This window comes from Streptomyces sp. NPDC001796 (assembly GCF_042892355.1).
Taxonomy (GTDB): Bacteria; Actinomycetota; Actinomycetes; order Streptomycetales; family Streptomycetaceae; genus Streptomyces.
The window spans coordinates 273,609-297,926 of sequence record NZ_JBIAUC010000002.1 but is presented as its reverse complement, the minus strand read 5'-3'; the positions used below and the strand labels follow the sequence as shown (position 1 = coordinate 297,926).

Genomic DNA, 24,318 nt, shown 5'->3' with positions numbered 1-24,318 from the left:
AAAACCATGCTGTCCAGCACGATGAACAATCCGATTCCACTGACATCTGACAAACGGCCAACTGATTGAGACCTATAGCATCGCGACCGCTTTCGCGAATAGACGGCAGAACTGCGTTCTCCGCGTGGCGTCGACCACGGGCGATACTGTGGGCCACAGCGGGTGTGGTGGCCCTCGGACTCCTCATCACGCTGGAGATCGTCGCCCGTCGCTACGGCCTGCCGGGGCCGATCGCCAGCCAGGGGCGAGAGCTGATATTCCCGCCCAAATCAGGCTTCCTGTTGTACGCCAGTATGGCGTTGATGATGGTGGTGCTCACCCGGCGGCAACGGTTCATCGCGGCCGGTGCCGCGATCGGCATCGACGTCGCCTTCTTGCTGGTGCGGTGGGCGGTCGGCGCCAGGATGACCGGCGGACACCCCTTCGGCAACGGCGCTTTGTGGGTGATATTGGGCGGCGCGCTCATCGCCGTCACGCGCCGCACCGGCCCGGAACGCGTCCTGATGCTGAAGGGCGTCGGCCTGGGCCTGCTGCTGGTGGCGGGCCGCAAGACCGGTGACACCTGGCTGCTGATCACGTCGAGGTCCCGCCCGGCGGTGTTCGACCAGTACGTGGCCACCGCCGATCACGCGCTGGGCAATCCGTCGTGGCTGGTGGGCCGGATGGTCACGGCCACCGGCTCGATCGGCGCCCATGCTCTCAATTACGTCTACGCGCAACTGGCGGTTGCCGCGGTCGTCGTCGCGCTGTACCAGCTGCGTCATGTGGCGGTCGAACGCCGCTTCCCGGGCCATCATCTGGTGCGCACTTTTCTGGTGATCGGCCTCCTCGGGCCGGCCATCTACATGATCTTCCCGGTGGTCGGACCGCTCTACGCCTACGGCACCGGCAACGATCATTGGGCGTCGGCCGACCTGTGGCCGGCGACGCCGCCCACCGTGCACTGGGCGGTGGCCGACGTGTGGCCCAACACGCCGCCGCCGATCAGTACCCCGCACCAGATGCCGTTCGACCGGATCACCCCACGCAACTGCATGCCCAGCCTGCACACGGCGTGGGCCACCGCCATCTTCGTCCACTCTCGGAAGGGACCACGGGTCCTGCGATTCGCAGGCACGTTCTGGCTGATTGCCACGCTCGCTGCGACGCTGGGATTCGGCTTCCACTACGGTGCGGATCTCGTCGCCGGCGTGGTGTTCGCGCTCACGATCGAGGCAGCTCTGCGCTCGGTCGACCACGGCTGGGATCGATCAGGGATCCAGCTGGTCGCTTACGGCGCCATGGTCTTCGCCGCGCTCTTGGTGTCATATCGCTGTCTGCCGATGGAGATGGCCCGACATCCGGGGGTGTTCGGACCACTCCTCATTCTGGCGATGACCTCGGTGGTCTACGGCTACGTACGGGCGACCGCACTGTGGGAACCGAAGCCCGCACCACGACGGCAACCGGAACCGCAACCCGAAGCAGCCTGAGTCACGGTGGGGTTCGCCTGAACGGCTTCCTCTGACCGAGGGAAGGGGCCTCCGCTTCCGGGCGGAGGCCCCTTCGCCTGTATGGCGCCGAACAGCGCTGGTACCGACTCGGGAGCACCCCTCTTGTGTGCGCAGCCGCTCGGGCACCCGCCGCATCCGGGCGGAGGGCGCCGTTCCCCGTACGAGCGGTACGCAGGCTTCGTCGCCCGGCGCCCACCATGAACACCGTGGCGTCAGCAGCGGCCGACAGGTGACGGCCGCCGACGCACCCGTGTGTCAGGCGCCGGAGCCGGCCAGGGGGACCCGGGTCCAGCTGAGTACCTGGGGGTTGTGCGGCTGGACGGTGACCTTCAGGTAGTCCTTGGCGTTGTCGGAGCCGTCGACGGTGATGCGGTGCAGGTTCGGCACGGCGGCGGCCAGGTGGTAGAAGGACAGCCACGAGGAACCGGCGGCCAGCGGCTGGTCGCTGTTGTAGAGGTGGCTGTCGCCGTTGAAGAGGTAGACCGGGCCGTCGAAGGCGGCCGACTCGCGGGCGATGGCGGCGACGATCGGCTGGAAGGCGTAGTAGTCGGCGTAGGAGGGGCTGCTGACGGTGGGGTCGAACATGTCGGCCTGCATCATCAGGGTGACGGCCCGGTCGTGGTGGCGGCGGGCCGAGGCGAAGGTGTCGCGGATGGACTCGACGACCGACGCCGTACGGGCCAGTACCTCGGCGGCCTGCTCGGGGGTGGGCTGGGTCCTGCCGGTCCACGGCGCCATGCTGTTGTTGCTGCCCACCACGTCGACCGCGGCGAACGCGACGCCGGCGCGGGTGTAGCGGACGTCCTCCGGGACGCCCTCGTCGGCCTGCGAGGTCACCCGCACGCTGTTCTGGCCCAGGGTCCGGCCGGGGCGGGCGAAGAACACCTCGCGGATCTTGGCGAGGCGTTCCAGCGGGTTGTAGGAGCCGTTGTTCGGCCGGTGGCAGTCGGTCCACTCGTTGTCGCCCACCGTGTACACCAGCGGGTCCTTGAACTGGTCGAAGTCCGACTTGATCATCTGGAAATACGCGTCGCTGCACACCGTCGAGCCGTTCTTGATGTCCCCGAGGTGCGTGACGAAACTGACGTCGGGATCGGCGTTGATCTGACTGATGACGCGCGGGAAGTCGGCGATCTCGGCGTCGCCGTAGGGCATGTCGCCGAACACCGCGAAGGTGAACGGCGTGTCGTCGGTGGTGACGCCGGCGTCGGCGGCGCGCGGGCCGGCCGAGGCGCTCCCCGTGGACACGGCGAGCGTGAGCAGGCTCAGGGCGGCGGTGGCGGTAAGGGCGTGGCGCCAGGATCTCATCGGTTTCTCCCTCACGGTCGAACGGCCCGGGCGGGCCGGGGACAGATGGTCAGCGGCCGGTGGGGGGTGGCGGTGCGGCTCCCGGCGGACGTGGGCGGCAGCCGATGATCGGCTCGGCGGGGAGTTTGCCGTTCCCGGTTGGCCTCGGGGCCGGTCGATGAGCGGACGGGCGGTGAACTCTTGACGGCGCTCCGGTGGCCGGGCGCGCTCGGAGAGAGGGCCCGGAGCCGTGCCGGGTGGACTTCGCCCCGGGCGAGCGGCTCCTGCTGAACACGGAGGGCGTCACTCGGGTGCCCGTGATCGCGGTCCCTTCGTTTCTCCGGGTGGGCGGGCGTGTCCGCTGCGGGACCCGGAGGCGCAGCGCGCCCCCGGACGCCCTGCGCGATCAGCATTTCGGCTGCCGGAGAGTATCCGGCCGCTGCAATGGCTGCTGTGGTGTCAGCCGGCTTCTGCGACACGGGCGTTCCAGCGCTCCTCGACCTTGGCCAGGCGCCAGTAGGCGATGGCCACGGCCCAGACGACCACGAACAGGCCGACTATGACGTAGCCGACGCTGTCCAGGTTCAGGCCCGCGATCCAGCCGGTGACGTCGTCACTCAGGCCGAGCTTGTCGTGCAGGACGCCGACCAGTTCGATCGTGCCGACGAAGAAGGCGACCGCGATGGACAGGCCGGTGATCGTGAGGTTGTAGAACACCTTGCGAACGGGGTTGGAGAACGCCCACTGGTAGGCGAAGTTCATGAACGTGCCGTCGAGAGTGTCGAACAGGCTCATGCCCGCCGCGAAGAGGAGGGGCAGGCACAGGACCGCGTACCACGGCAGCCCGGCGGCGGCGCCGTTGCCGGCCAGCGCGAGGAGCAGGACCTCGGTCGAGGTGTCGAAGCCGATCCCGAACAGGAAGCCGAGCGGGAACATCTGGCCCGGGCGGCGGACGGACTTGGTGAACCGGCCCAGGAGCCGGTTCATGAAGCCGCGCGAGTCGAGGTGCGCCTCCAGCTCCGCCTCGTCGTACCGTCCGGCCCGCATCGCCTTGAAGACGCGCATGATGCCGAACAGCGCCACCAGGTTGAGAGCGGCGATGAGGTACAGAAAGCTGCCGGAGACCGTGGTGCCCACCGTGCCGAGGACTTGGTGTGTTCGCGAGTCGTCGTTCATCAGGGTGCCGGCGAGCTTCGCGCCCCCGGCGACCAGTGCGGCCATGACGACCACCACGCCCGAGTGCCCCAGCGCGAACCAGAAGCCGACCGACACCGGTCGCCGGCCGTCCGCCATCAGCTTGCGGGTGGTGTTGTCGATGGCGGCGATGTGGTCGGCGTCGAAGGCGTGCCGCATGCCGAGGGTGTAGGCCGTGATGCCCAGGCCGACGCCGAACGCTTTGGTGCCGACCTCGTAGTGACGAGGTATCACGAGCAGAAACAGGATCCCGAACGCGACCACGTGCAGAGCGACGATCACGGCCAGCAGGCCGGCGGTTCGGACGGTGTCCTCGCGGCGCCAGCGGAAGGACGGGGTGGCGGCGGTTTCGGGCACGCCTCGGGCCACGGTCATACGGTCACGCTCCAGCACCTCGTGGATCAGTTTCGTGATGCCGTGGCCGGTCTCCTGGCATGGGGGCGCCTCCCGCTCGAGCGAAGTCGAGAGTGGGGGAGGGTCGACGCGCCCGCCCCTGCCTTCCCGGCCGTATGGCCAGTGGCATGCGTGGGGCGGGAACTTCCCGATCACAGTGGCGAGGGCCGCTCCGGACTGAGCCCCTTGGGGCTGTCACCGGTCTTCCCGAACACCACGGCCCGCTCACCCTAGAAGGCCGCGGGTAACGCGTGCAAGGCTGCACAACTGATCAGGTATGGAGGTCGACGCCGGGGACTGCGATGATGCGTCCATGCATCTCGTCCCCGCGGAACACGCCGGGCGGCGGACCATCGACGGCCATCGGGTCTGCGACGCCATCGCCGCCGTCGGCGATCCCGAACGCGTACGCGCCTGGGCCGACCGCTTCTCCCTGCTCTCCGATCCCGGACGCCTGTCCCTGCTGCTCGCCCTCCATGAGGCGGGCCCCATCGCCGTCTCCGACCTCGCCGTCGCCACCGGGATGCGGGACACCGCCGTGTCCCAGGCCCTGCGCCTCTTGCGGACCGCCGGCGTCGTCGAGGGCGAGAAGGACGGCCGGATCGTGCGCTACCGGCTCGTTGACGGCCCTATGTCCGCGCTGCTGAAGCTCTGCATGGCGCAAGACGCCGGCGCGGGTGGCCCACTGTCCCAGGGGGCCACCGCGGTTGAGCGGAAACCGGCAGGAGGAGCGAGTGGCCCAGGACGACGGTGAGGCCCCGAGGCTGCGAGCGTTCGCGGCGAGCCTCGGACAGCGATACCCAAGGCTGCACGCGAAGCTCGCTCGGCCCGCGTTCAGCGAGCGGATGTAGCACCGACGGGGACGACGCCAAGACGTCCTGCATCGACGTCGAAGGTCACCATCAGATCCGCCCGCCGGTCAGACGGGTGATCGGACCGTGCGTGCGGCGCCCCGCACGGCGACCCGCCAGGTACGAGGTGGCACCAAACGCGGACAAGCCCGCACTCACGCCGGCGGCGAGGAGCTTTCGATGGGCGATCGACGTCCATGCCGTCTTGGCGAAGACCACGGCCTTCCCCGAGGCAGCGGTGACGGCCTGACGGCCGGCTTGGACACGCCCGGCTGCGCTGTGCACGACGGCACTGCCCGTCCCGGCCGTACGCTCGGCCGCGTCCAGGGCTATTGACGCCACGTCACCGGACTTTTCGACTGCCGTGTCCGCCGCCTGCGATGCGGGAGCAGTCGCCTTCTCCGTAGCCCGCCGGGCCTTGGCAGATGCACTTCGCTTGGATGCGGAATCTCGATTCGTGCCGCTGTTCGATTGATTCATGGGCTTCGCGTTGCCGCTCGCGGCGACGGCAAACTGTGACTGAGCGCGTCAGTTGGCCATCGAGTCCTCCAGTCGGCCACTTCGGCGCTAAAGACCCAGGATCCTCACCGGGCAGACCGGCAAGGAGGATTCTGTGCGTGTCAGCCGTCGGTGTGGGTTTCCCAGACGGGCTGGGAGGCGCTGTCGTGGATGACGACGTCGCCGTCGTCCTGGATCGCCAGGTAAGCGCCGCCCACGTTTCTGTGCACCTGTGACTTCGGTGCTTCAGTTGGCCACCTGCTGATGAGCGGCGACGGCGGCTGGCTGCCGGAACGCCCGTACCGGCGAGGCCGCCATGTTTCGTTAGGAACTCTAAACGTCTTCCCGTTCGGTGCAGCAACAGTGGTGGTTCGCGTCTGCGGGATCCAGGGTGGGGTTGGCAGCTGGATCGCACATCGAGGTTGGTTCGTGCGCAGGCCCGCTTCGCGTGCAGGGGCGGGAAGCCACGCGAGCGCCGACGGGCAGCCGCAGTACCGCTGTTGCGCCACCCGAGCTGCGCATGTCCCTGACCGGCCGCCATCGACGGAGTCGGGAGCGTGGCAGCGGTGAGCCCGAGGGACGGTTGACGGCCGTTAGGAGGACGACCGTGGCACTCACTGAGACGGATCTGCTCAAGGCCGGCGACGCCGGGCTGGTGGAGCTCTTCCGCAAGAGTTCGCCCGGCGACATCCCGAAGGGTCCGCTGCAGGGCACACGCGGCCCCGGCCCGGCTGAGACCGAGGAGACCTGAGCCCCGTCCACCAGCACGACGGACCGGCGCCGTCCCCGGCTGTCACCGGAGTCGTCGATGACCACAACCCCCCCTTCCGGCTCCGCGAACCAGTCCGACTCCCTACGGTGAACGGTTTCCACATGATGCGTATCCCAGGCATACATCCCGGCAGGTCGGTCTTCGCGAATGTGAGCCGCGCACGAAGACGGATGGGCCCCGTGTCGTGGGCGGCGGCCGCCGCGGCAGCGGCCTCGGCCGCCCTCGCCCTGGGGACGGTGAGCACCCCCGCGGCGTCGCCCGATGCCGTACCGGGCCCGTTGCACGGCACGGTCGTCGGCGCGGGACAACCGCTGCGCGGTGTGCAGGTGAGGCTCTTGGCCGGATCGCGGTCAGGAGTCAGGGAGCTGGGCCGCGCGACGACCGACGCGAGCGGCTCCTTCACCATCGCCCATGCCGAGCCCGCCGACGCAGTCGTGTACGTCGAGGCGGCTTCGGCGGCCACACGCAGGTTCCGGCTGCGCTCGGTCGTCGGTGTGGGCGCCGGCGGCGGCGTACCCCAGCGGACTGTGAACACGGTGACGGTCAACGAACTGACAACGGTCGCCACGACGTACGCCCTGGCCCAGTTCAGCGACCAGCGCGGCATCACCGGGCCGAGCCCGGGGCTGCAGAACGCCGCGGCGACATCCTTCACCCTCGCCGACCCGGTGACGGGCAAGCCGGCAGCGGCGGTCACGGCCGACAGCGCCAACAGCCAGACACTCGCCACCCTGGACACGCTCGCCAACCTCATCTCCCTGTGCACGGCGGACAACCCGCGCTGCGACCAGGTCCTTCGGCTGGCTGCACCACCCGGGGGCGCGGCAGCGGCCGACACCGTGCAGGCGGTCGGGAACCTCGCCCACAACCCCACACTGTCCCCGGCCGACCTGTACGCCCTGGCCCGTGAGGCGAACGTCTTCACCCCCGCCCTCACCGCGCCACCCACGGCCTGGATCCTGGCGCTACGCCACACCGCCACCGACCTCTACGCTCCCGGCCGCATCGCCTTCGACGCCCAGGGCAACGCCTGGGCGACCAACAACTGGCTGCCCGGTACCCGCACCCCCAACCCCTTCGTCACCGTCCAGGACCCGACAGGCGTCCCCACCCTCGGCAGCCCCATCAGCGGCGGCGGCATGAAAGGCGGGGCGTGGGGCATCGCGATCGACCATGACGGCTCCGTCTGGATACCCAGCTACGGCGGCAACGTCATGTCGAAGTACTCGGCCGCCGGCGCTGTTCTGTCGCCCCCCACAGGGTGGAAGAACGGCGGGCTCAACCATCCGCAGGGCACCGCCGTCGACCAGCGCGGCAATCTGTGGATCGCCAACTCCTACGGCCTCAAGGGCAAACCCGGCCAGGGCAGCGTCGTCGTCTACCCGCACGGCGACCCCTCGAAGGCCATCACCATCACCGACGCCGGCTTCAACCATCCGTTCGCCGTCCAGATCGACGGCTACGGCCGGGCCTGGGTCACCAACAGCCACCTCTCCTTCGCCGAGATCCTGGAGAACAAGCGCCCCGGCAAGGTCGGCGGCAGCGTCACCGTCATCGGACCCGACTTCAGGCCCATCGCCTCCATCAACGACAGCTCCCTCCAGGCGCCCGTCGGGCTCGCGCTGGACTCCGAGGGCAACGCCTGGGTGGCCAACTTCTTCAGCAGCGCCATCACCCGGATCCGGCCCAACGGCACGGTCGCGGGCGTGCATCAGCTGCCCGGGACGGTCTTCCCCTGGTCGGTCGCCGTCGACGGAACGGACCGCGTGTGGGTTGCCGGATTCGGCGCCTCCTCCGTGTCACTGCTGTGCGGTGTGAACACCGCCGCCTGCCCCCTCGGCGCCACCGGCGGCACCGTCCTGTCCCCCGGCGCCGGCTTCCGGAACGAGGCGATCCAGCACCTCACGGCCGTTCAGATCGACGCCTCCGGCAACGTCTGGGTGGCCAACAACTGGGCGAGGATCATCCCGCCGACGGGAGGCGAAGGACTGGTCGAGCTCATCGGGCTGGCCACCCCGGTCTGCACGCCCCTCACGCCCCTGCCAGTGCGCCCCTCCTCGACAACCCCCACCGCCTGCTCCACCCCCGGCCGCGTTGGCGGCCCTACCCGGCTTCAGGAACAGCGAGCGCCGCAATGACAACGGCCGCCACCGGGGAGGAGACCACGCCCGCCGGAACGGCACCTGCCGTTCCGACGGTGGCCGCCCACGGTCTTTCCCGGCGGCGCGACGCTGGTGCCGGTACTGCCGGCCGCGCGAGCAGCGGGGCGGCAGCCGGCACGGTGTCGATGCCGCGAGACGTCCCGGTCAGTCGTCCTCGGCTCGCTCGAGTGGTCTGCCGAGTGTCAGGTTCCAGCGTCCGGCGCGGCCACTGAGCTCGGCCGCAGTCAGCGGCGGTACGTCGATCCGCCAGAAGGCCGGCTCCGGCGCCCCCAGCACCCGGACGGTCACGGCTCGTACGACATCCGGCTCGACAACGGCGACCGTGCGGCCCGGGACGTGCGCGGCCTCGTCCAGCCAGACTCCGACCCGCTCGCACAGATCGTGCACCGACTCCCCGCCGTGCGGGGCGGCTGCCGGGTCCCTCAGCCACAGGGCCACCGATTCCGGCTCGGCGGCGCCCACCTCGTCGAGCGTCCGGCCGCGCCAGCGACCCACGTCGAGGCCGGCCAGTCCGGGTGCGTCGTCGGCGTCGAGGCCGAGTGCGGACGCCGTCTGCCGACAGCGCGCGGTGGGGGAGACCAGCGCTCGCCCGGCCCGTGCGAGGGCGCCGGCCGCCGAGCGGGCGTGCGACGCCCCGACCGCGTCGAGTGAGCACCCGTCGTCGAAGCGAGCCGCCCGCAGGGACGTGTTCATAGCTGGTGAGATCAACATCACTCGGTTCGTCACGTGCTCACTCTCGTGATCGACACCCCTGTTCGCACAGGGAGTTCACAGAAGACGACGGCCCGGCGAGCGCCCGTGAGCACCCGTGCGCCCTTGGCCGCACCTCCGCTTCGCGGTACCTTCTCGGCGATATCGACGACGGATCGCGGAAGCCGGTGGGATTCCGGCACGGTCGCGCCACTGTAAGCCCCCACGACACATCTCCGTTGTGTGGTGGGCAAGTCAGACCCGCGCCGTCGTCCTGTGCACCACCGAGACGGGACGCGAGTTCCCCAGGAGGTCCTGCCATGGCGCAGTCCGTCGCTCAGCCGACCACCACCCCCACCACCGCACCGGCCAAGCTGCCGATCGGCGCGATCGTCCCCTGGGCGGTCTTCTTCGGCATCCTGATGCTGGTCCTGCTCTACTTCGTCGGCGCCGAGCAGGGCGCCACCTCCGTGATGTCCGGCGAGGACGTGCACGAGTGGGTGCACGACGCCCGCCACCTGCTCGGCTTCCCCTGCCACTGACGACAGGAAGAAATCGAGCGTTCCGTGAACTCGGCAATCGTCCGCAATCTGCTGGTGCGTGGCATGCTCGCGGGACTCGCCGCGGGCCTGCTCGCCCTCGTCGTCGCCTACTTCCTCGGTGAGCCGCGCGTCGACTCGGCCATCGCCTACGAAGAGTCGCACTCCCACGAACACGGCATGGAAGTCGTCAGCCGCACGATGCAGTCCACCGGCGGCCTGGCCACCGGAGTCCTCGTCTACGGCGTCGCGTTCGGCGGTATCGCCGCCCTCGCGTACTGCTTCGCGCTCGGTCGGATCGGCCGCTTCGGGCCGCGCGCGAGCGCGCTGCTCCTCGCGGCGGCCGGACTGACCGCCGTGTACGTCGTGCCGTTCCTGAAGTACCCCGCCAACCCGCCGTCCGTCGGCGACCCCGACACCATCGGCAAGCGCACCGCTCTGTACTTCCTGATGATGCTGCTCAGTGTGTTGCTGGCGATCACCACCGTGATCGTCGGCAGGCGCCTGGCGCCGCGCCTGGGCAACTGGAACGCCACGGTCGCCGCAGGGGCGTTCTTCGTCCTGGCCATCGGGCTGGCGTACGCGTTCCTGCCGGCCGTCAACGAGGTCCCGAAGGACTTCTCGGCCACCCTGCTCTGGCAGTTCCGCCTGGCGGCCCTGGCCGTCCAGGCGACCCTGTGGACCGCCTTCGGGCTTGTCTTCGGGCTGCTCGCCGAGAGGGTGCTGGCCCCGAAGGCCGAGGAACAGGCGGCACTGAAGGAGGCGAGTACGGGAGCGACTCCAGTTCCCCGCTGACGACGCTCCTCGGCAGGCCCAGCCAGTCCTGATCCCCGAGATGCAACTCCCCAAGCCCTGGCAGCGGCTCCTGCAGAACCAGCCGGCGTCTTCGCTCCGCCGAGGATCAGGACAGCCCGGAGGCCCTGAGGACCGCCTGGGCCGTCTCGCCGTCGATCTGTCGGCTCAGGTGCTCCAGGACCTGCGTTCCTTGGCGGAGTGTCCCGCGCTCAAGAGAGCGACGGACGCCGGTGTCGAGTTCGTGCCAGAGGAAGGGGTTGGCGGCGAGCACGCGGGGCTCGAGTTCCAGACGGTGGCCGTACGCGTCCCTCAGGACGAGGTGGGTGCTGACGTCGCCGTACTCCTGTACGGACGTCAGGGCGTCTGTCCGTATGGTCTGCCGGCGCAGGGGGCCGCGTACGGTCAGCCAGCCGGGGCCCGCCGTGACGCGGTGCGGCAGCAGCACGGCGAAGATCGCGGCGGACAGGGCGGTCCACAGCAGGGCGCGGGGTGCGGTCAGGGTGCCGGCGTCCCAGTCGATGAACAGGGTCAGCGCGGCGAAGACGCCGGCACAGACGGCCGCGAGCCGGGCGCTGCCGCGCCAGTGGCGGTCGCCGGCCGGTCCCGGCCGACTGTTCCTGCGCATATTTCCGACGGTAGGCGGATGCGTGTGCGAGGTCAGGTGTCGCTGATGCCGTTCTTACGCCGCAGACCCCGATCTTGACGGGATCCTGACGCCTGCCCCGGCTCAGCCCAGATGGACCCTCGGGCGCGGCTGCCGGGCCGCCTCCGCCTCGCGCAGACGGCCACCGGGCAGGAAGCGTGACACCTGCCCCACGGATGCCCGGCCTGTGCCGTACACGCACAGATGCCCGACCTGTGCCGTACACGCGAGAGCCCCGCACCGGCGCGCGGCGCGGGGTTCTCGGTCCGGGTGCGGTCGCCCCGGTATCAGGAGCCGCTGGGTTCCGGCTCTTGGAGGGTGATCGCCCCGGAGGGGCAGACGCCGACGGCCATCTGTGCGGCGGCGCGATGGGCGGTGGGCGGCTCGGCGTGCAGCAGGAGCACCCGGCCGTCGTCGGGGTCCTGGTCGAAGACGTCGGGGGCGGTCAGGGCGCACATCCCGGCGCCGATGCAGCGCTCGCGGTCGACGCGCAGGCGCGACGTGCTCATGACTCCTCCTTGTCCCAGGTGACCGGGAGGCTCTTCACGCCGTAGATGTCCGCGGTCTCCGGGCGCAGGCCGACTTCCTCAGCCGGTACGGCAAGGCGCAGCGTGGGGAAGCGGTCGACCAGCGCGCGGAAGGCGACCCGCATCTCGACGCGGGCCAGCTGCTGACCCAGGCACTGGTGGATGCCGTGGCTGAAGGCCAGGTGTCCACCGGCGTCCTGCCTCCGCAGGTCGAGCACGTGCGGGTCGGCGAAGCGCTCGGGGTCGCGGTTGGCGGTGTTGTACGACAGGACGACCGTCGTGCCGGCCTCGATGGTCTGGCCGCCCAGCTCGACGTCCTCGAGCGCCGTCCTCATGAACGTCTTGGCGACGCTCAGATAGCGCAGCAGTTCCTCCACGGCCGCGTCGGTGAGCGCGGGGTCGGCGCGCAGCGCGGCCAGTTGCGCCGGGTTCTGCAGCAGCGCGAACGTGCCGAGGGACAGCATGTTCGCGGTGGTGTCGAATCCGGCGGCCAGCAGGATCAGGCTGATCCCCTTCAGCTCCTCATCGGTCAGATCGCTGTCGGTGAGTTCGCTGAGCACGTCGTCCGTGGGGTTCGCGCGCTTGGCGGCCACCAGCTGCGCGAGGTAGTCCTGGGTCGCGGTGTAGGCGGCTATCAGCTCCTCTTCGCTTGTGTCCCCTCCCATGAACGTGTCGATCTGCTCCTGGAAGGAGCCCCGGTCCTGATAGGGCACGCCCAGCAGCTCGCAGATGACGATGGTGGGGATGGGCTTGGCGAACGCGGTCACCAGGTCCGTGGGCGGCCCGGCCTTCTCCATGGCGTCCAGGCATTCGGCGGTGATCTGCTCGATGCGCTCGGTGAGAAGCCGCATCCGCCGTACCGTGAACTTGCCCACCAGCGGCTTGCGATAGCGCCCGTGCTGCGGCTCGTCCATGAGGAGGAACTCGCCGGGCGGCGCCGGAGGAACCTCGAAGTCGCCCACGTTCAGGAGCTCCTTGCGCGAGCTGAACCGCGAGTCGGCCAGGACCGACCTGACCAGCTCGTATCCGGTGATCAGCCAGCCGGGTCTTCCGCCGGGGTGGGTGTAGCGGCTGATGGGGCCGTGCCGGCGGGCGTCGAGCAGCTCTGCCGGCGGGTCGAAGGGGCAGCCGGACTGACGCGCCGTCGGCAGCGTCGTGACGGTGTGGAGCGACTCACTCATGGCCATTCCTCATCTCGCGATACTACGTTTTGACGTTGCTCGAAAGCTACGTTGCGTTCAGAATTGCGTCAATCCATCAAATGGCGAACTCGCACGTAAACAGCGCTAAATTGATGCAATGACGCTGACCTCGAATGCAACGATGCGTTGCAATGGGTGATGTCGAAGGCAATGCCGGCGGTAGGGGATGCATGTCCTCGGGACACGCATCGGACCGCCTCGCATGCTTCGGAGTCGGTGCGCGGACCGCCTCGCATGCCTCGGTCGGTGCGCGGACATGCGCACCATGGGTGGCCGGCAGCGAACCCGTCCCTGGGCCGTTGCCGGAACGGCCCTCGCAACGGGGGGAGGGCGACCGGAGGCCAGGACCAGGCCGATCGCGAGAGTCCCGACCGGCTGCCACCGCGCGCAGCTCCCGCCAGGGCATCGGGCACGCAGGGTCCGCCGGTATGGATCAGCGCCTGTAAGAGTCCCGTCAAAGCTGTGGCGCCCGCCGTATGAGGGCCGTCAACGCACGACCGGATCCGGCCGGAGAAGCGGTTTCCTCGAACCGTTCCTGTTCCACCCGAACCTCAAACCAGGAGTTCACGATGGCCGATCTGGCCTTCGTCGTTGTCACGCTGGCGGCCTTCGCGCTCGTGGCCCTCGCCGCAAAGGGGGTGACGAAGCTGTGACCGTCGAGAACATCGTCGGCCTGGTCGTGGCCGTCGCCCTGCTGGGCTATCTCGTCCTCGCCCTGATCTTCCCGGAGAGGTTCTGACGGTGACATCAGCTGCTACCGCAGCGGGCGACATGGGTCCCGTACTTGCCGGAGCGCTCCAGCTGCTCGCTCTCATCGGAGCGCTGGCGCTCGCCTACATCCCGCTCGGCGACTACATGGCCAAGGTCTTCTCCTCCGACAAGCACTGGCGAGTCGAGAAGTGGATCTACAAGGGCATCGGCGCCAACCCGGACGCGGAGATGCGCTGGCCGGCCTACCTGCGCGGTCTGCTCGCCTTCTCCGCGGTCGGTGTCCTCTTCCTCTACCTGCTCCAGCGGATCCAGGGCGTCCTGCCGCTGTCGCTGGGCTTCAAGTCGATCGACCCGGCGCAGGCGTTCAACACGGCTGCGTCGTTCGTGACGAACACGAACTGGCAGTCGTACTACGGCGAACAGGCCATGGGCCACGTCGTGCAGACCGCCGGTCTGGCCGTGCAGAACTTCGTCTCCGCCGCGGTCGGTATAGCCGTCGCCGTGGCGCTGGTGCGCGGCTTCGCCCGCTCGCGCACCGGTGAGCTGGGGAACTTCTGGGCCGACCTGGTGCGGGGCACGATCCGCATCCTGGTGCCGGGCGCGGCCATCGCCGCGATCGTCCTCGTGGCGTGCGGCGTCATCCAGAACTTCTCCGGCATCCACGAGGTCGGCCGGTTCCTGGGCGGCTCGCAGCAGTGGAACGGCGGCGCGGTCGCCTCCCAGGAGGCCATCAAGGAGTTCGGCACGAACGGCGGCGGCTACTTCAACGCCAACAGCGCCCACCCGTTCGAGAACCCGAATCCCTTCACGAACCTCTTCGAGATCTTCCTGATGCTGGTGATCCCGTTCTCGCTGACCCGGACCTTCGGCGTGATGGTCGGCTCGGTCAAGCAGGGCTACGCGATCCTCGCGACCATGGCCACCATCTGGGTCGGCTTCGTCGCCCTGATGATGTGGAGCGAGTTCGCCCACCACGGCCCGGCCCTGCAGCTCGCGGGCGGTGCGATGGAAGGCAAGGAAGTCCGCTTCGGGATCGGCTCGTCGTCGATCTTCGCGACATCGACCACCCTGACCTCGACGGGTGCGGTGGACTCCTTCCACTCCTCCTTCACCGGACTCGGTGGCGGCGTCGCCATGCTCGGCATGATGCTGGGCGAGATCGCGCCCGGCGGTACCGGCTCCGGCCTCTACGGCATGCTGATCATGGCTGTGATCGCGGTGTTCATCGCGGGGCTCATGGTCGGCCGCACACCGGAGTACCTGGGCAAGAAGATCGGCTCCCGCGAGATCAAGCTGGCGGCCTGCTACATCCTCATCACTCCGGCCCTGGTACTGGTCTTCACCGCGGTCTCGATGGCGCTGCCGACCCCGCCGCACTCGATGCTCAACTCCGGCGCCCACGGCTTCTCCGAGGTCCTGTACGCCTTCACCTCCGCGTCGAACAACAACGGTTCGGCCTTCGCCGGTCTGAACGCGAACACGGACTGGTACAACACCATGACGGGGCTTGCGATGATCCTCGGCCGCTTCCTGCCGATGGTGTTCGTCCTCGCCCTGGCCGGCTCGCTCGGCGAGCAGAAGCCGGTCCCGGTCACCGCGGGCACCCTGCGCACCGAAAAGCCGCTGTTCACCGGGCTCCTGGTGGGCGCGATCCTGATCATCACCGGTCTGACCTACTTCCCGGCCCTCGCCCTGGGCCCGCTGGCCGAGGGGCTGGCGTCATGACCACTCGCACACACGAGCAAGAGGACTCGATGTCCACAGCCACTCCGACCCGGGCGCCGCACAGCGACGTACCCACCGGGCACAAGCCTGCCGAGAGCCGTGTCGGCGTGGGCCTCTTCGACCCCAAGCAGCTCGTCAGGTCGCTGCCGGACGCCTTCCGCAAGCTCGACCCGCGGGTGATGGTCAAGTCCCCCGTGATGTTCGTGGTGTGGATCGGCTCCGTGCTGACGACTGCCTTCTCCTTCAAGGACCCGGGCGACTGGTTCGGCTGGGCGATCAGCGCCTGGCTGTGGCTGACCGTCGTCTTCGCCAACCTCGCGGAGGCGGTCGCCGAGGGCCGTGGCAAGGCGCAGGCCGACACGTTGCGCAAGGCCAAGACCGACACCGTCGCCCGCCGGCTGCAGACGGACGGCACCTGCGAGGAGCAGGTGCCGGGCACCGAGTTGAAGATCGGTGACCTGGTCGTGTGCGAGGCGGGCGACATCATCCCCGGCGACGGTGACGTCATCGAGGGCGTCGCCTCCGTCGACGAGTCCGCGATCACCGGCGAGTCGGCGCCCGTCATCCGCGAGTCCGGAGGCGACCGTTCCGCGGTCACCGGCGGCACCAAGGTCCTCTCCGACCGCATCGTCATCAAGATCACGACAAAGCCCGGTGAGACGTTCATCGACCGGATGATCAACCTGGTCGAGGGCGCGGCGCGGCAGAAGACGCCGAACGAGATCGCGCTGAACATCCTGCTGGCGTCACTGACGATCGTCTTCCTGCTGGCGTGCGCCACGCTGCCGCCGTTCGCGACCTACGCGGGAACCCACCTGACGATGGTCGTGCTGGTGGCGCTGCTGGTCTGCCTCATCCCGACGACGATCGGGGCACTGCTGTCGGCGATCGGCATCGCGGGCATGGACCGCCTGGTCCAGCGCAACGTCCTCGCCATGTCGGGCCGCGCGGTGGAGGCCGCCGGTGACGTGTCGACCCTGCTGCTCGACAAGACCGGCACCATCACCCTCGGCAACCGCCGGGCGGCCGAGTTCGTGCCGGTACGCGGCACCGCGGAGGCCGAGGTCGCGGACGCCGCCCAGCTGTCCTCGCTGGCCGACGAGACTCCCGAGGGCCGCTCCGTCGTCGTATTGGCGAAGGAGAAGTACGGGCTGCGCGAGCGGCACCAGGGCGAGCTGACGGGCGCGGAGTGGATCGCGTTCACCGCCCAGACCCGCATGTCGGGTGTGGACGTCGACGGCCGTAAGATCCGCAAGGGCGCGGCCGGTTCGGTCATCGCCTGGGTCGAGGAGCAGGGCGGCACCGTCGCCGAGGACGCCGGCGGGATCGTGGACCGCATCTCGGAGTCGGGCGGCACCCCGCTGCTGGTCGCCGTCCACGACGTCGAGGGCGCGCGCGTGCTGGGTGTCATCCACCTCAAGGACGTCGTCAAGGAGGGCATGCGGGAGCGGTTCGACGAACTGCGCCGCATGGGCATCAAGACCGTCATGATCACCGGTGACAACCCGCTGACGGCGAAGGCGATCGCCGAGGAGGCAGGTGTCGACGACTTCCTCGCCGAGGCCACCCCCGAGGACAAGATGGCCCTCATCAAGCGGGAGCAGGCGGGCGGCAAGCTGGTCGCGATGACCGGCGACGGCACCAACGACGCCCCGGCACTGGCGCAGGCGGACGTCGGCGTGGCGATGAACACCGGGACGTCGGCCGCCAAGGAGGCCGGCAACATGGTCGACCTCGACTCCAATCCGACCAAGCTGATCGAGATCGTCGAGATCGGCAAGCAACTGCTGATCACCCGGGGTGCGCTGACGACGTTCTCCATCGCCAACGACGTCGCGAAGTACTTCGCGATCATCCCGGCGCTGTTCGCGGCGGTCTACCCGGGCCTGGACAAGCTCAACATCATGCACCTGGCCTCGCCGGACTCCGCGATCCTGTCGGCGGTCGTCTTCAACGCATTGATCATCATTGCGTTGGTGCCGCTGTCCCTGAAGGGCGTGCGCTACCGGCCGATGAGCGCGGACAGGATGCTGCGCCGCAACCTGGGCATCTACGGAATCGGCGGCCTGATCGCGCCCTTCATCGGCATCAAGATCATCGACATGCTCATCTCCCTCATCCCCGGAATCGGCTGATCGCCATGAACAACTCGGTAACCAACACGGCCAGGTTGCTCTGGGCGGGCCTGCGCGCTCTCCTCGTGCTGACCCTGGTGACGGGCGTCATCTACCCGCTGGTGATCACCGGCATCGCCCAGGGGCTGTTCAGCGGCAAGGCGAACGGCTCGGAGATCGAGGCGGACGGCAAGGTCGTCGGCTCGTCCCTGATCGGGCAGCCGTACAACCTGCCGCTGAAGAAGGGGCAGCAGACCCCGGACGCCGACCTGAAGTGGTTCCAGGGCCGTCCGGCCGACGGCCTCGGCACCAACAGCGTGAACACGCAGTACAAGCTGGTCCTGTCCGGCGCCACCAACCTCTCCGCCGACAGCAAGGTGCTCATCAAGCAGGTCGAGGACGCCAAGGCAGCCGTCGTCAAGGACAACTCGGTGCCCGGCTACACGGTCAAGCCGTCCGAGGTCCCCGCCGACGCGGTGACGTCCTCCGGCTCCGGCCTGGACCCGGACATCTCCCCGCAGTACGCGGAACTCCAAGTCCACCGGGTCGCCGCGGAGAACGGCCTGTCCGTGGCCAAGGTGGAAAGGCTGGTGAAGGACCACACCGAGGGCCGCACCCTCGGCTTCATGGGCGAGCCCCGCGTGAACGTCCTGGAGCTCAACATCGCGCTCAAGGACCTCGTGGCCAAGCGCTGACGGCCTTACGCGACCCCAACGGGAGCCGACGGACCGGGAATCCCCGAGATCCGCCGGCTCCCACCGACCGCGATGGTCCCGGCGCCGTCGGCCCGACGTACGACAGGAAGGGCCCACACCCATGACCCGGGTGCTCTGGTAGGCCGTCGACGGTGTGCCGATACAACTCGGCGACGACCATGGCCGGGTTTACGGAGGGCTGAAAAGCCCATGGCCCCGGCATATGAGGTGTGCTCGGCCGACCCTCGGCAAACGGGGAAATCGGCGGATACATCAATCCGGTACATGGACTATGGTTGGTACATGCCCATGAAGCGCACGAACGTCTACGCGGACCCCGAGGACCTGGCGATCATCAAGGAGGCCGCCAAGCGCCGAGGTATAAGCGAGGCCGAGATCATCCGCCAGGGCATCCACCTTGCAGCCATGGCGAACCGGGTGTGGGACGAGCCGCTGTTCTCGCGCACGTTTGAGGGGCCGGGGCGCACGCTGTCCAAGTCGGAGGTCCGCGACACGGTCGCCGAGGCCGCCCGGCGTGAGACCGGCTCGGGCTCCGGATCCGCCGCGTGATCATTGTCATCGCCGATACGTCCGGCCTTCTGGCGGCCCTGGACTCGGCTCATCCGGAACACCAGGCGGCGAACGAGGCCATCATGGCGGCCGGCCTGCTGGTCATGTCCCCGCTCCTGCTGGCCGAACTGGATCACGTGGCGACGCGTGAGCTCGGCGGGGAGGCTGCCGTCAGCGCGGTCGACGACCTGCGGCGCTGGATGAGCCGGGGTCGTGTCGTCCTGCCGGAGATCACGCAGGACCACCTGGGCGCCGCCCAATCCGTCCGTGTCCGCTACCGCGCGCTGGACCTCGACCTCGCCGACGCGGTGAACGTGGCACTTGCCGCCGATTACGACACGGACGCGATTCTCACCCTCGACCGACGAGACTTCCGGGCCGTACGCCCGTTGGGCCGTCACAAGGCGTTCAGGGTGCTTCCCGACGACCTCCCGCTCTGACGCAGGACCCTCGGCCGCCAAGTGCCCGGCCTGGACGTGGCCACCGCCAAGGACGGGGCTGGCCGGAGATCATCGGGTGGTGTCGATACACCGCTCCCGCGGACGTGACCTACGCAAGTCATGCGTCCACGGCAGTACGCTACGGGACTCCATCGCAGGTCTTGCCAGGTTTCACGCGCACCACGGCGGTCCATGGCGTGGAGACTTTGCCGTCCGCCTCGGACCTGATCTCCACGTGACGCCGGTCTGCCTGGATCAACTCGCCGCACACCACATCCGTGTTCGTCCGCACTACGACCGGTTGCGTGCCGGAATCTGTGGTGCGCATCCCGCCCACCGGTTTAGACAACAAACAACCCCCGGGTCTCTGACCCGGGGGTTTGCCGTGGAGCGGGTGACGAGAATCGAACTCGCGCTCTCAGCTTGGGAAGCTGATGTTCTACCATTAAACTACACCCGCGTAAGTCCCGACCGGAGATCCGGTCCCGGAACGCTGCTCACTGTACCTCATCCCGGACCCCCGGTGCTCGCGCCCTGGGGGTCCGGTGTCGTTCCGGGGTGTGGATGCGGCGGCGGGGAACCGGAGTTGGGGCGTACGGTGGTGGGGAGCGGTGGGGTTGTGCGCGGTCGGAGTGCCGCCTGGAGGGCCGTCCCTTTCATCCCGTAATGTGGCTTTCGTCGTCCGTCACGGCAGTGAGACGAAGCCTCTTGGGGAAGGGACTCTGAGGACTTGATGGAGCGCACCGTCGTCCGTTGTGCCGAAGGGCACGTGTTCAGCACCGCTTCGTTCCCGATGCAGCAGGCCGAGCGCCTCGGCCCCGGCCGGCTCGTCCGGTGTCCCCGCTGCGCCCGGCTCCGCAGCGCGGTGCCGGTGACCTTGCAGAAGCAGTAGTGGCGGGAGCGGAGAGGCCGTAGCGGCCAGCGGTTCGGGCGCGCGGAGTCGCCGCGATTGTGGCGGCTCCGCGCGCCTTGCGTATTCTCAGGGCGTGCTTCTCTCAGACAAGGACATCCGGACCGAGATCGACAAGGGGCGGGTCCTGATCGATCCGTTCGATCCGACCATGGTGCAGCCCTCGAGCATCGATGTGCGGCTCGACCGCTACTTCCGGGTGTTCGAGAACCACAGGTACCCCCACATCGACCCCTCCATCGAGCAGATCGACCTCACGCGGCTCGTCGAGCCCGAGGGCGACGAGCCGTTCATCCTGCATCCCGGGGAGTTCGTGCTGGCCTCGACCTACGAGGTCATCACCCTGCCCGACGATCTCGCTTCGCGGCTCGAGGGCAAGAGCTCCCTCGGACGGCTCGGGCTCGTCACCCACTCCACCGCCGGGTTCATCGACCCCGGCTTCTCCGGGCACGTCACGCTCGAGCTGTCCAACCTCGCCACCCTTCCGATCAAGCTCTGGCCGGGCATGAAGATCGGGCAGCTGTGCATGTTCCGGCTGAGCTCGCCGGCCGAGTTCCCCTACGGCAGCGAGCGGTACGGTTCGCGCTACCAGGGCCAGCGCGGTCCCACGCCGTCCCGTTCCTTCCTGAACTTCCACCGGACACAGGTGTGAGCGAGACATGACGAGCGAGGCACGAGAGAACCTGACCTACGAGGACTTCGGACGCGCCGTCCGGGAACTCGCCCAGACCATCGCCGACGACGGCTACGAGCCCGACATCGTGCTCAGCATCGCGCGCGGCGGAGTGTTCGTGGCCGGCGGACTCGCGTACGCCCTGGACTGCAAGAACATCCATCTGGTCAACGTGGAGTTCTACACCGGCGTGGGCACCACGCTCGACATGCCGGTGATGCTCGCCCCGGTCCCCAACGCGATCGACTTCACCGACAAGAAGGTCCTGATCGCCGACGACGTGGCCGACACCGGCAAGACGCTGAAACTCGTGCACGACTTCTGCGTGGAGACCGTCGCCGAGGTCCGCTCCGCGGTGATCTACGAGAAGTCCCAGTCGCTGGTGAAGTGCGAGTACGTGTGGAAGCGGACCGATGAGTGGATCAACTTCCCGTGGAGCGTCTTGCCTCCAGTACATAAGTCGGGGGAAGCGGCCAAGCTGAACAAGGAGGCGCTATAGAGGGCTCCGGGTCGGCATCACGCGGAGAGACAGTGGCGTTGCGTCTCGTAGTTGTTGACGCCGGTCAGTGATCGACCCCGTGAGTGTCAGTGCCGACCGATATGCTGACTGCCGTCCACTTCCGGTCCATCCGAGCTTCGGACTTGAGAGCCGAAGACCCCAGCAAGCCAGGGGTTGAGCACGACCGAACTGGAAGTGTGACATGGCAGAACTGCGAAAGCCGGAAGAGCCGGACCGTGATCAGCGCCGGGTCCCCACGAGGGCCGAGATACTGATCGCGATCCTCACGGCGATCACGGCAGTCGCAGGCTGTGTGGAGCAGCTGGCGCGCTAGCGCGCCGACGTTGAGTGGTGCACCGGACGAAGGCAGGGCAAAGCAAAGCGAGCCCGGCCGTTGTGTACTCGGCCGGACCCGCTTAACGACTCCACGCATGGGCCCGGTCCTGGTTGCCGCCAGGATCCGGGCTCATGTTGCGTAGAGCCAAACCTTGAGGCGCCACATCATGACCATTGACGTGGTGTGCAGTTTCACGTCGGGTCGTCTCGACTATAGCTGCCCAGTCCCCGCTGGTCCCATCTGAGCCTCACAGGATTACGGGTTGTTCGAAAGGCCTTGTCAAGCGGTATCACGCTTCTGCTTACGAGCCCCACCCGCCCCCCCACCTGCAGCTCACCACTCTCCCCAGCTCCCATCCCGTACGCCGTCGACCCACACACCGTGGAGCAGGCGTGGTCCCTGGCGTCCAGGTGGAGCGCGCCACTGTACGAACGACCTGGACGCCAGGGGCCGCGTCTGCTCGGCTCTGCCTGGGTCGATGGTGTACGGGATGGGAGCCCCCAGCATCCGCCACGACGGACCCGCGGTCGGCGGCGGCGCCCCCTCCATCCCGGTGCCGGCCGATCCCCCGCCGAAGGCATTGCCTTGACCGCGGGCCGCTCTATGCGGTGATCGACTCATGGCCATCGGCCCTATCCACACGTGGGCGCGCGTCGGCGCAGCGCGCGCGGAGCGGGCCGAAGGCAGGAGCGCAGCGCGGAGCGGAGACGGGAAGCGCGCCCGGCGGAGCGGAGCGCAGCCGGGTGCCTTGATGAGGTAGAGAAACCTGTAACAGCTCAGGCTCACAGAGGTTCTGGGCTGGGCGTCTCGTCGGCGAATCCGTGATCGGCAAGCCGCGCGGGGCGCTGGGCAAGCCATCCTGAGACGCGCGGGCCACCGTTGACGGCAGTGCCTTCGAGGACGGTCCTCACGTACTGGAAGCCTTGATCAAGGTAGTACCGCTGAAGCCGCTCGTTGGTGGTCCATGCGTCGAGTCGTAGCCACTTTGCCGCTGCTCGGTACGCTCGGTCGCCAGCCCAGTCCAAGAGCCTGCCACCGAGGTTCCGCCCCGCGTAGTCGCGGGAGATAGTCAACTTGTTGACGAACATCGAGGGCTCGGCAAGTTCCTCTTCCGACCACAACCCCTCCTCTGCATCCGGGGTGAGTGTGATCGTTCCGGCGGTCCGCTCCCCATCCCGCAGCATGAAGACGGTTCCGTCTTCGATAGTGGCCAACAGACGATCTGCGGGGTAGGGACGACGCCACTGATCACTGCCCAGCTTGCTGATCCAAGATGCCGCTTCGGTGCGAAAGGTCAGCAATTGTTCGAGGTCAGCAGGGGTTGCGGTGGTGATTCTCACTGGGCTTCGTTTCCATTCCGGGCGGACAAGTCGCCGATCTCGTAGTTCATGCGGTTCAGGTCGCCTCGGAAGGTCGTGATCGTGCAGCGAACCGGACGGTCTGCGGTGTAGCCCGTGCGCGTCCAGAGCAGAACAGGCACCCCGGGGCCGATCTCCAAGAGACGCGCCTCTTCAGGGGTGGGCATTCGAGTAGCGATCTCGTCGGCGTAGCCAACCTGCTCGATGCCGAGACTGGCCAGGTAGCGCGTGGTCCCCTCGGGAATGTCGCCGGGCTCGGCGAGTCGTGGTGCCTCCTGGATCAGCCAATTTGGGTAGTGCGTCGCCTGGGTTGACCATGGCACGTCATCAACGAAGCGGTGGCAGAACCGCAGTACGGACCGGGATCCCGGCTCCACCTTCAACCGCTGGGCGATGTACTCGGGGGTGGTCGTCAATTCGACCCGGAACGTTTGGTGCGGGCGTCGACCCGCGTTCGTCACGTCAGTCGAGTAGGCGTCGCCGTTCTGCGGGAAGTTCAGGTTCTCGAAGCGGGAGGCGTTCAGCTCGAACACTTCGTGCTTCCGTACCTCGTAGCCCAGGCCCTGGCTTGACGTGATGAGTCCCTGGCTGACGAGCAAGCTCAGGCCCGACCGGACGGTGTTCCGCGAAGCATCGAAGCGGGCCGCCAACTCGGCCTCCGAGGGAAGCTTGGAACCTGGCCCGTAGGTGCCGTTGTCGATCTCGCGGCGCAGCGCGTCGGCCACCTGTTGATACTTCGGCTGCTTGCTCATGGCCCCATCATGTCGCACTCGCTCAACTTGTTGGTACATGTGCGCGCAAAGTGCTTGACGTCTCACTCTCGGTGCTGCAATCTCTAGGCATCAGCTTGTACCAACAAGTTGAGCAAGAGGTCCAACGGGCCTAACTCTGACCTGTCTGGGAGACGCAATGCCGTCGTTCAAGATCGACCTCTCGACCGCTGTGGTGTTCGTGGCGACTCCGCCCGTGCCGAAGCTCGTGAACCAGAAGACCGGGGAGCGGGCCGTGGACCGGGAGACCGGTGCGGGCCTGTCGACGGTGGGCCTGCTGGTCTCGGACGAGGGGGAGGGGAACCTTTACCAGGTGACCATCCCGGAGACGGGTCTGCCCGAGGGCCTTCAGCCGGGCATGCCGGTGCGGGTGGTCGGGCTCAAGGCCCGTGACTGGGAGAACGAGTTCAACGGCCAGAAGCGGCACGGGATCTCGTTCCGCGCGGTCGCGATCACCGCGGCGGCCTGAC

Annotated in this window: 25 protein-coding genes, 1 tRNA gene, 1 pseudogene and 2 riboswitches; of the genes and pseudogenes, 17 read left to right on the top strand and 10 right to left on the bottom strand. The window is 68.4% G+C overall.

Annotated elements, in window-relative coordinates; genetic code table 11:
• Positions 1-98: 98 nt before the first annotated feature.
• Positions 99-1,472 (top strand): phosphatase PAP2 family protein, encoded by a 1,374-nt coding sequence (locus ACFYZE_RS04845; protein WP_388989522.1) that lies wholly within the window; start codon positions 99-101, stop codon positions 1,470-1,472.
• A 276-nt stretch (positions 1,473-1,748) separates the two neighbouring features.
• Here the strand turns inward: ACFYZE_RS04845 and ACFYZE_RS04840 are convergent, their stop codons facing one another.
• Together ACFYZE_RS04840 and ACFYZE_RS04835 are read right to left on the bottom strand one after the other, a co-directional pair.
• On the bottom strand, positions 1,749-2,801 hold the full coding sequence (locus tag ACFYZE_RS04840; RefSeq protein WP_388988616.1) for a metallophosphoesterase: 1,053 nt from the start codon (positions 2,799-2,801) through the stop codon (positions 1,749-1,751).
• Between the two features lie 438 nt (positions 2,802-3,239).
• Positions 3,240-4,349: a HoxN/HupN/NixA family nickel/cobalt transporter gene (locus ACFYZE_RS04835; protein ID WP_388988613.1), complete on the bottom strand. Its 1,110-nt coding sequence runs from the start codon at positions 4,347-4,349 to the stop codon at positions 3,240-3,242.
• A gap of 26 nt (positions 4,350-4,375) precedes the next feature.
• Positions 4,376-4,601: riboswitch (cobalamin riboswitch) on the bottom strand.
• Between the two features lie 79 nt (positions 4,602-4,680).
• Here ACFYZE_RS04835 and ACFYZE_RS04830 point away from each other — a divergent pair.
• Positions 4,681-5,016 (top strand): annotated as a pseudogene (locus tag ACFYZE_RS04830) (ArsR/SmtB family transcription factor); the annotation flags it as partial.
• Between the two features lie 253 nt (positions 5,017-5,269).
• Here the strand turns inward: ACFYZE_RS04830 and ACFYZE_RS04825 are convergent.
• Entirely contained in the window at positions 5,270-5,560 is a 291-nt protein-coding gene (locus ACFYZE_RS04825; protein ID WP_388988610.1) for a hypothetical protein, read from the bottom strand.
• 763 nt (positions 5,561-6,323) lie between these two features.
• Here ACFYZE_RS04825 and ACFYZE_RS04820 point away from each other — a divergent pair.
• Together ACFYZE_RS04820 and ACFYZE_RS04815 are read left to right on the top strand one after the other, a co-directional pair.
• Positions 6,324-6,467, top strand: a complete 144-nt coding sequence (locus tag ACFYZE_RS04820) for a hypothetical protein (RefSeq protein ID WP_388988607.1) — start codon at positions 6,324-6,326, stop codon at positions 6,465-6,467.
• Between the two features lie 200 nt (positions 6,468-6,667).
• The gene (locus ACFYZE_RS04815) at positions 6,668-8,626 is read left to right on the top strand and encodes a hypothetical protein (RefSeq protein ID WP_388988605.1); all 1,959 of its coding nucleotides are present in this window, start codon (positions 6,668-6,670) and stop codon (positions 8,624-8,626) included.
• Between the two features lie 168 nt (positions 8,627-8,794).
• Here the strand turns inward: ACFYZE_RS04815 and ACFYZE_RS04810 are convergent, their stop codons facing one another.
• Entirely contained in the window at positions 8,795-9,376 is a 582-nt protein-coding gene (locus ACFYZE_RS04810; RefSeq protein WP_388988602.1) for a histidine phosphatase family protein, read from the bottom strand.
• A gap of 93 nt (positions 9,377-9,469) precedes the next feature.
• Positions 9,470-9,626, top strand: a riboswitch (cobalamin riboswitch).
• A gap of 34 nt (positions 9,627-9,660) precedes the next feature.
• On the opposite strand from ACFYZE_RS04810, the gene ACFYZE_RS04805 reads away from it, so the two are divergent.
• Together ACFYZE_RS04805 and ACFYZE_RS04800 are read left to right on the top strand one after the other, a co-directional pair.
• Positions 9,661-9,882, top strand: coding sequence for a CbtB domain-containing protein (locus tag ACFYZE_RS04805; protein ID WP_388988599.1), 222 nt, complete (start codon positions 9,661-9,663; stop codon positions 9,880-9,882).
• A gap of 24 nt (positions 9,883-9,906) precedes the next feature.
• The gene (locus ACFYZE_RS04800) at positions 9,907-10,674 is read left to right on the top strand and encodes a CbtA family protein (RefSeq protein ID WP_388988596.1); all 768 of its coding nucleotides are present in this window, start codon (positions 9,907-9,909) and stop codon (positions 10,672-10,674) included.
• Between the two features lie 106 nt (positions 10,675-10,780).
• Here ACFYZE_RS04800 and ACFYZE_RS04795 read toward each other — a convergent pair whose 3' ends face one another.
• From ACFYZE_RS04795 to ACFYZE_RS04785, 3 genes are all read right to left on the bottom strand, one after another.
• The gene (locus ACFYZE_RS04795; RefSeq protein ID WP_388988593.1) at positions 10,781-11,299 is read right to left on the bottom strand and encodes a hypothetical protein; all 519 of its coding nucleotides are present in this window, start codon (positions 11,297-11,299) and stop codon (positions 10,781-10,783) included.
• Positions 11,300-11,604: 305 nt separating this feature from the next.
• Positions 11,605-11,826: a ferredoxin gene (locus ACFYZE_RS04790; RefSeq protein WP_388988590.1), complete on the bottom strand. Its 222-nt coding sequence runs from the start codon at positions 11,824-11,826 to the stop codon at positions 11,605-11,607.
• On the bottom strand, positions 11,823-13,025 hold the full coding sequence (locus ACFYZE_RS04785) for a cytochrome P450 (protein ID WP_388988587.1): 1,203 nt from the start codon (positions 13,023-13,025) through the stop codon (positions 11,823-11,825). The genes ACFYZE_RS04790 and ACFYZE_RS04785 overlap by 4 nt, the downstream gene beginning before the upstream one ends.
• 497 nt (positions 13,026-13,522) lie before the next feature.
• Here ACFYZE_RS04785 and ACFYZE_RS04780 point away from each other — a divergent pair, with 497 nt between their 5' ends.
• The 7 genes from ACFYZE_RS04780 (at position 13,523) to ACFYZE_RS04750 (ending at position 19,301) form a co-directional block, all read left to right on the top strand.
• A complete protein-coding gene (locus ACFYZE_RS04780) occupies positions 13,523-13,699 on the top strand; it encodes a hypothetical protein (protein WP_388988584.1) in 177 nt (58 codons plus the stop codon).
• Positions 13,696-13,785, top strand: a complete 90-nt coding sequence (kdpF, locus tag ACFYZE_RS04775) for a K(+)-transporting ATPase subunit F (RefSeq protein ID WP_067057375.1) — start codon at positions 13,696-13,698, stop codon at positions 13,783-13,785. The genes ACFYZE_RS04780 and kdpF overlap by 4 nt, the downstream gene beginning before the upstream one ends.
• A gap of 32 nt (positions 13,786-13,817) precedes the next feature.
• Positions 13,818-15,482 (top strand): potassium-transporting ATPase subunit KdpA, encoded by a 1,665-nt coding sequence (kdpA, locus tag ACFYZE_RS04770; RefSeq protein ID WP_388988581.1) that lies wholly within the window; start codon positions 13,818-13,820, stop codon positions 15,480-15,482.
• On the top strand, positions 15,479-17,617 hold the full coding sequence (kdpB, locus tag ACFYZE_RS04765; protein WP_388988577.1) for a potassium-transporting ATPase subunit KdpB: 2,139 nt from the start codon (positions 15,479-15,481) through the stop codon (positions 17,615-17,617). The genes kdpA and kdpB overlap by 4 nt, the downstream gene beginning before the upstream one ends.
• Before the next feature lie 5 nt (positions 17,618-17,622).
• Complete coding sequence (locus ACFYZE_RS04760) at positions 17,623-18,291, top strand: potassium-transporting ATPase subunit C (protein ID WP_388988574.1); 669 nt, start codon at positions 17,623-17,625, stop codon at positions 18,289-18,291.
• Positions 18,292-18,594: 303 nt separating this feature from the next.
• The gene (locus ACFYZE_RS04755) at positions 18,595-18,861 is read left to right on the top strand and encodes a CopG family transcriptional regulator (protein ID WP_388988572.1); all 267 of its coding nucleotides are present in this window, start codon (positions 18,595-18,597) and stop codon (positions 18,859-18,861) included.
• Positions 18,858-19,301 (top strand): PIN domain-containing protein, encoded by a 444-nt coding sequence (locus ACFYZE_RS04750; RefSeq protein WP_388988569.1) that lies wholly within the window; start codon positions 18,858-18,860, stop codon positions 19,299-19,301. The genes ACFYZE_RS04755 and ACFYZE_RS04750 overlap by 4 nt, the downstream gene beginning before the upstream one ends.
• A 386-nt stretch (positions 19,302-19,687) precedes the next feature.
• Here the strand turns inward: ACFYZE_RS04750 and ACFYZE_RS04745 are convergent.
• Positions 19,688-19,761, bottom strand: a tRNA-Gly gene (locus tag ACFYZE_RS04745).
• A 526-nt stretch (positions 19,762-20,287) separates the two neighbouring features.
• Here ACFYZE_RS04745 and dcd point away from each other — a divergent pair.
• The 3 genes from dcd to ACFYZE_RS04730 all read left to right on the top strand — a co-directional run bounded on the left by dcd (position 20,288) and on the right by ACFYZE_RS04730 (position 21,717).
• Positions 20,288-20,863, top strand: coding sequence for a dCTP deaminase (dcd, locus tag ACFYZE_RS04740; protein WP_388988566.1), 576 nt, complete (start codon positions 20,288-20,290; stop codon positions 20,861-20,863).
• A 7-nt stretch (positions 20,864-20,870) separates the two neighbouring features.
• A complete protein-coding gene (locus ACFYZE_RS04735; protein ID WP_388988564.1) occupies positions 20,871-21,383 on the top strand; it encodes a phosphoribosyltransferase in 513 nt (170 codons plus the stop codon).
• A 202-nt stretch (positions 21,384-21,585) separates the two neighbouring features.
• On the top strand, positions 21,586-21,717 hold the full coding sequence (locus ACFYZE_RS04730) for a hypothetical protein (protein WP_388988561.1): 132 nt from the start codon (positions 21,586-21,588) through the stop codon (positions 21,715-21,717).
• Between the two features lie 785 nt (positions 21,718-22,502).
• Here the strand turns inward: ACFYZE_RS04730 and ACFYZE_RS04725 are convergent.
• Positions 22,503-23,060 (bottom strand): GNAT family N-acetyltransferase, encoded by a 558-nt coding sequence (locus ACFYZE_RS04725; protein WP_388988558.1) that lies wholly within the window; start codon positions 23,058-23,060, stop codon positions 22,503-22,505.
• Positions 23,057-23,830: a GntR family transcriptional regulator gene (locus ACFYZE_RS04720; RefSeq protein WP_388988555.1), complete on the bottom strand. Its 774-nt coding sequence runs from the start codon at positions 23,828-23,830 to the stop codon at positions 23,057-23,059. Before ACFYZE_RS04720 ends, ACFYZE_RS04725 begins: the two co-directional genes overlap by 4 nt.
• A gap of 157 nt (positions 23,831-23,987) precedes the next feature.
• On the opposite strand from ACFYZE_RS04720, the gene ACFYZE_RS04715 reads away from it, so the two are divergent.
• Complete coding sequence (locus ACFYZE_RS04715) at positions 23,988-24,317, top strand: hypothetical protein (protein WP_388988552.1); 330 nt, start codon at positions 23,988-23,990, stop codon at positions 24,315-24,317.
• Position 24,318: the final 1 nt, after the last annotated feature.

Bases quoted from the DNA above. Each gene is read 5' to 3' on its own strand.
- ACFYZE_RS04805 (WP_388988599.1), top strand. From the start codon at position 9,661: ATGGCGCAGTCCGTCGCTCAGCCGACCACCACCCCCACCACCGCACCG.
- ACFYZE_RS04735 (WP_388988564.1), top strand. From the start codon at position 20,871: ATGACGAGCGAGGCACGAGAGAACCTGACCTACGAGGACTTCGGACGC.
- ACFYZE_RS04760 (WP_388988574.1), top strand. From the start codon at position 17,623: ATGAACAACTCGGTAACCAACACGGCCAGGTTGCTCTGGGCGGGCCTG.
- ACFYZE_RS04730 (WP_388988561.1), top strand. From the start codon at position 21,586: ATGGCAGAACTGCGAAAGCCGGAAGAGCCGGACCGTGATCAGCGCCGG.
- ACFYZE_RS04840 (WP_388988616.1), bottom strand. From the start codon at position 2,801: ATGAGATCCTGGCGCCACGCCCTTACCGCCACCGCCGCCCTGAGCCTG.
- kdpA (WP_388988581.1), top strand. From the start codon at position 13,818: ATGGGTCCCGTACTTGCCGGAGCGCTCCAGCTGCTCGCTCTCATCGGA.
- ACFYZE_RS04715 (WP_388988552.1), top strand. From the start codon at position 23,988: ATGCCGTCGTTCAAGATCGACCTCTCGACCGCTGTGGTGTTCGTGGCG.
- kdpB (WP_388988577.1), top strand. From the start codon at position 15,479: ATGACCACTCGCACACACGAGCAAGAGGACTCGATGTCCACAGCCACT.
- ACFYZE_RS04720 (WP_388988555.1), bottom strand. From the start codon at position 23,830: ATGAGCAAGCAGCCGAAGTATCAACAGGTGGCCGACGCGCTGCGCCGC.
- ACFYZE_RS04835 (WP_388988613.1), bottom strand. From the start codon at position 4,349: ATGACCGTGGCCCGAGGCGTGCCCGAAACCGCCGCCACCCCGTCCTTC.
- ACFYZE_RS04780 (WP_388988584.1), top strand. From the start codon at position 13,523: ATGAGGGCCGTCAACGCACGACCGGATCCGGCCGGAGAAGCGGTTTCC.
- ACFYZE_RS04785 (WP_388988587.1), bottom strand. From the start codon at position 13,025: ATGAGTGAGTCGCTCCACACCGTCACGACGCTGCCGACGGCGCGTCAG.
- ACFYZE_RS04790 (WP_388988590.1), bottom strand. From the start codon at position 11,826: ATGAGCACGTCGCGCCTGCGCGTCGACCGCGAGCGCTGCATCGGCGCC.
- ACFYZE_RS04795 (WP_388988593.1), bottom strand. From the start codon at position 11,299: ATGCGCAGGAACAGTCGGCCGGGACCGGCCGGCGACCGCCACTGGCGC.
- ACFYZE_RS04755 (WP_388988572.1), top strand. From the start codon at position 18,595: ATGCCCATGAAGCGCACGAACGTCTACGCGGACCCCGAGGACCTGGCG.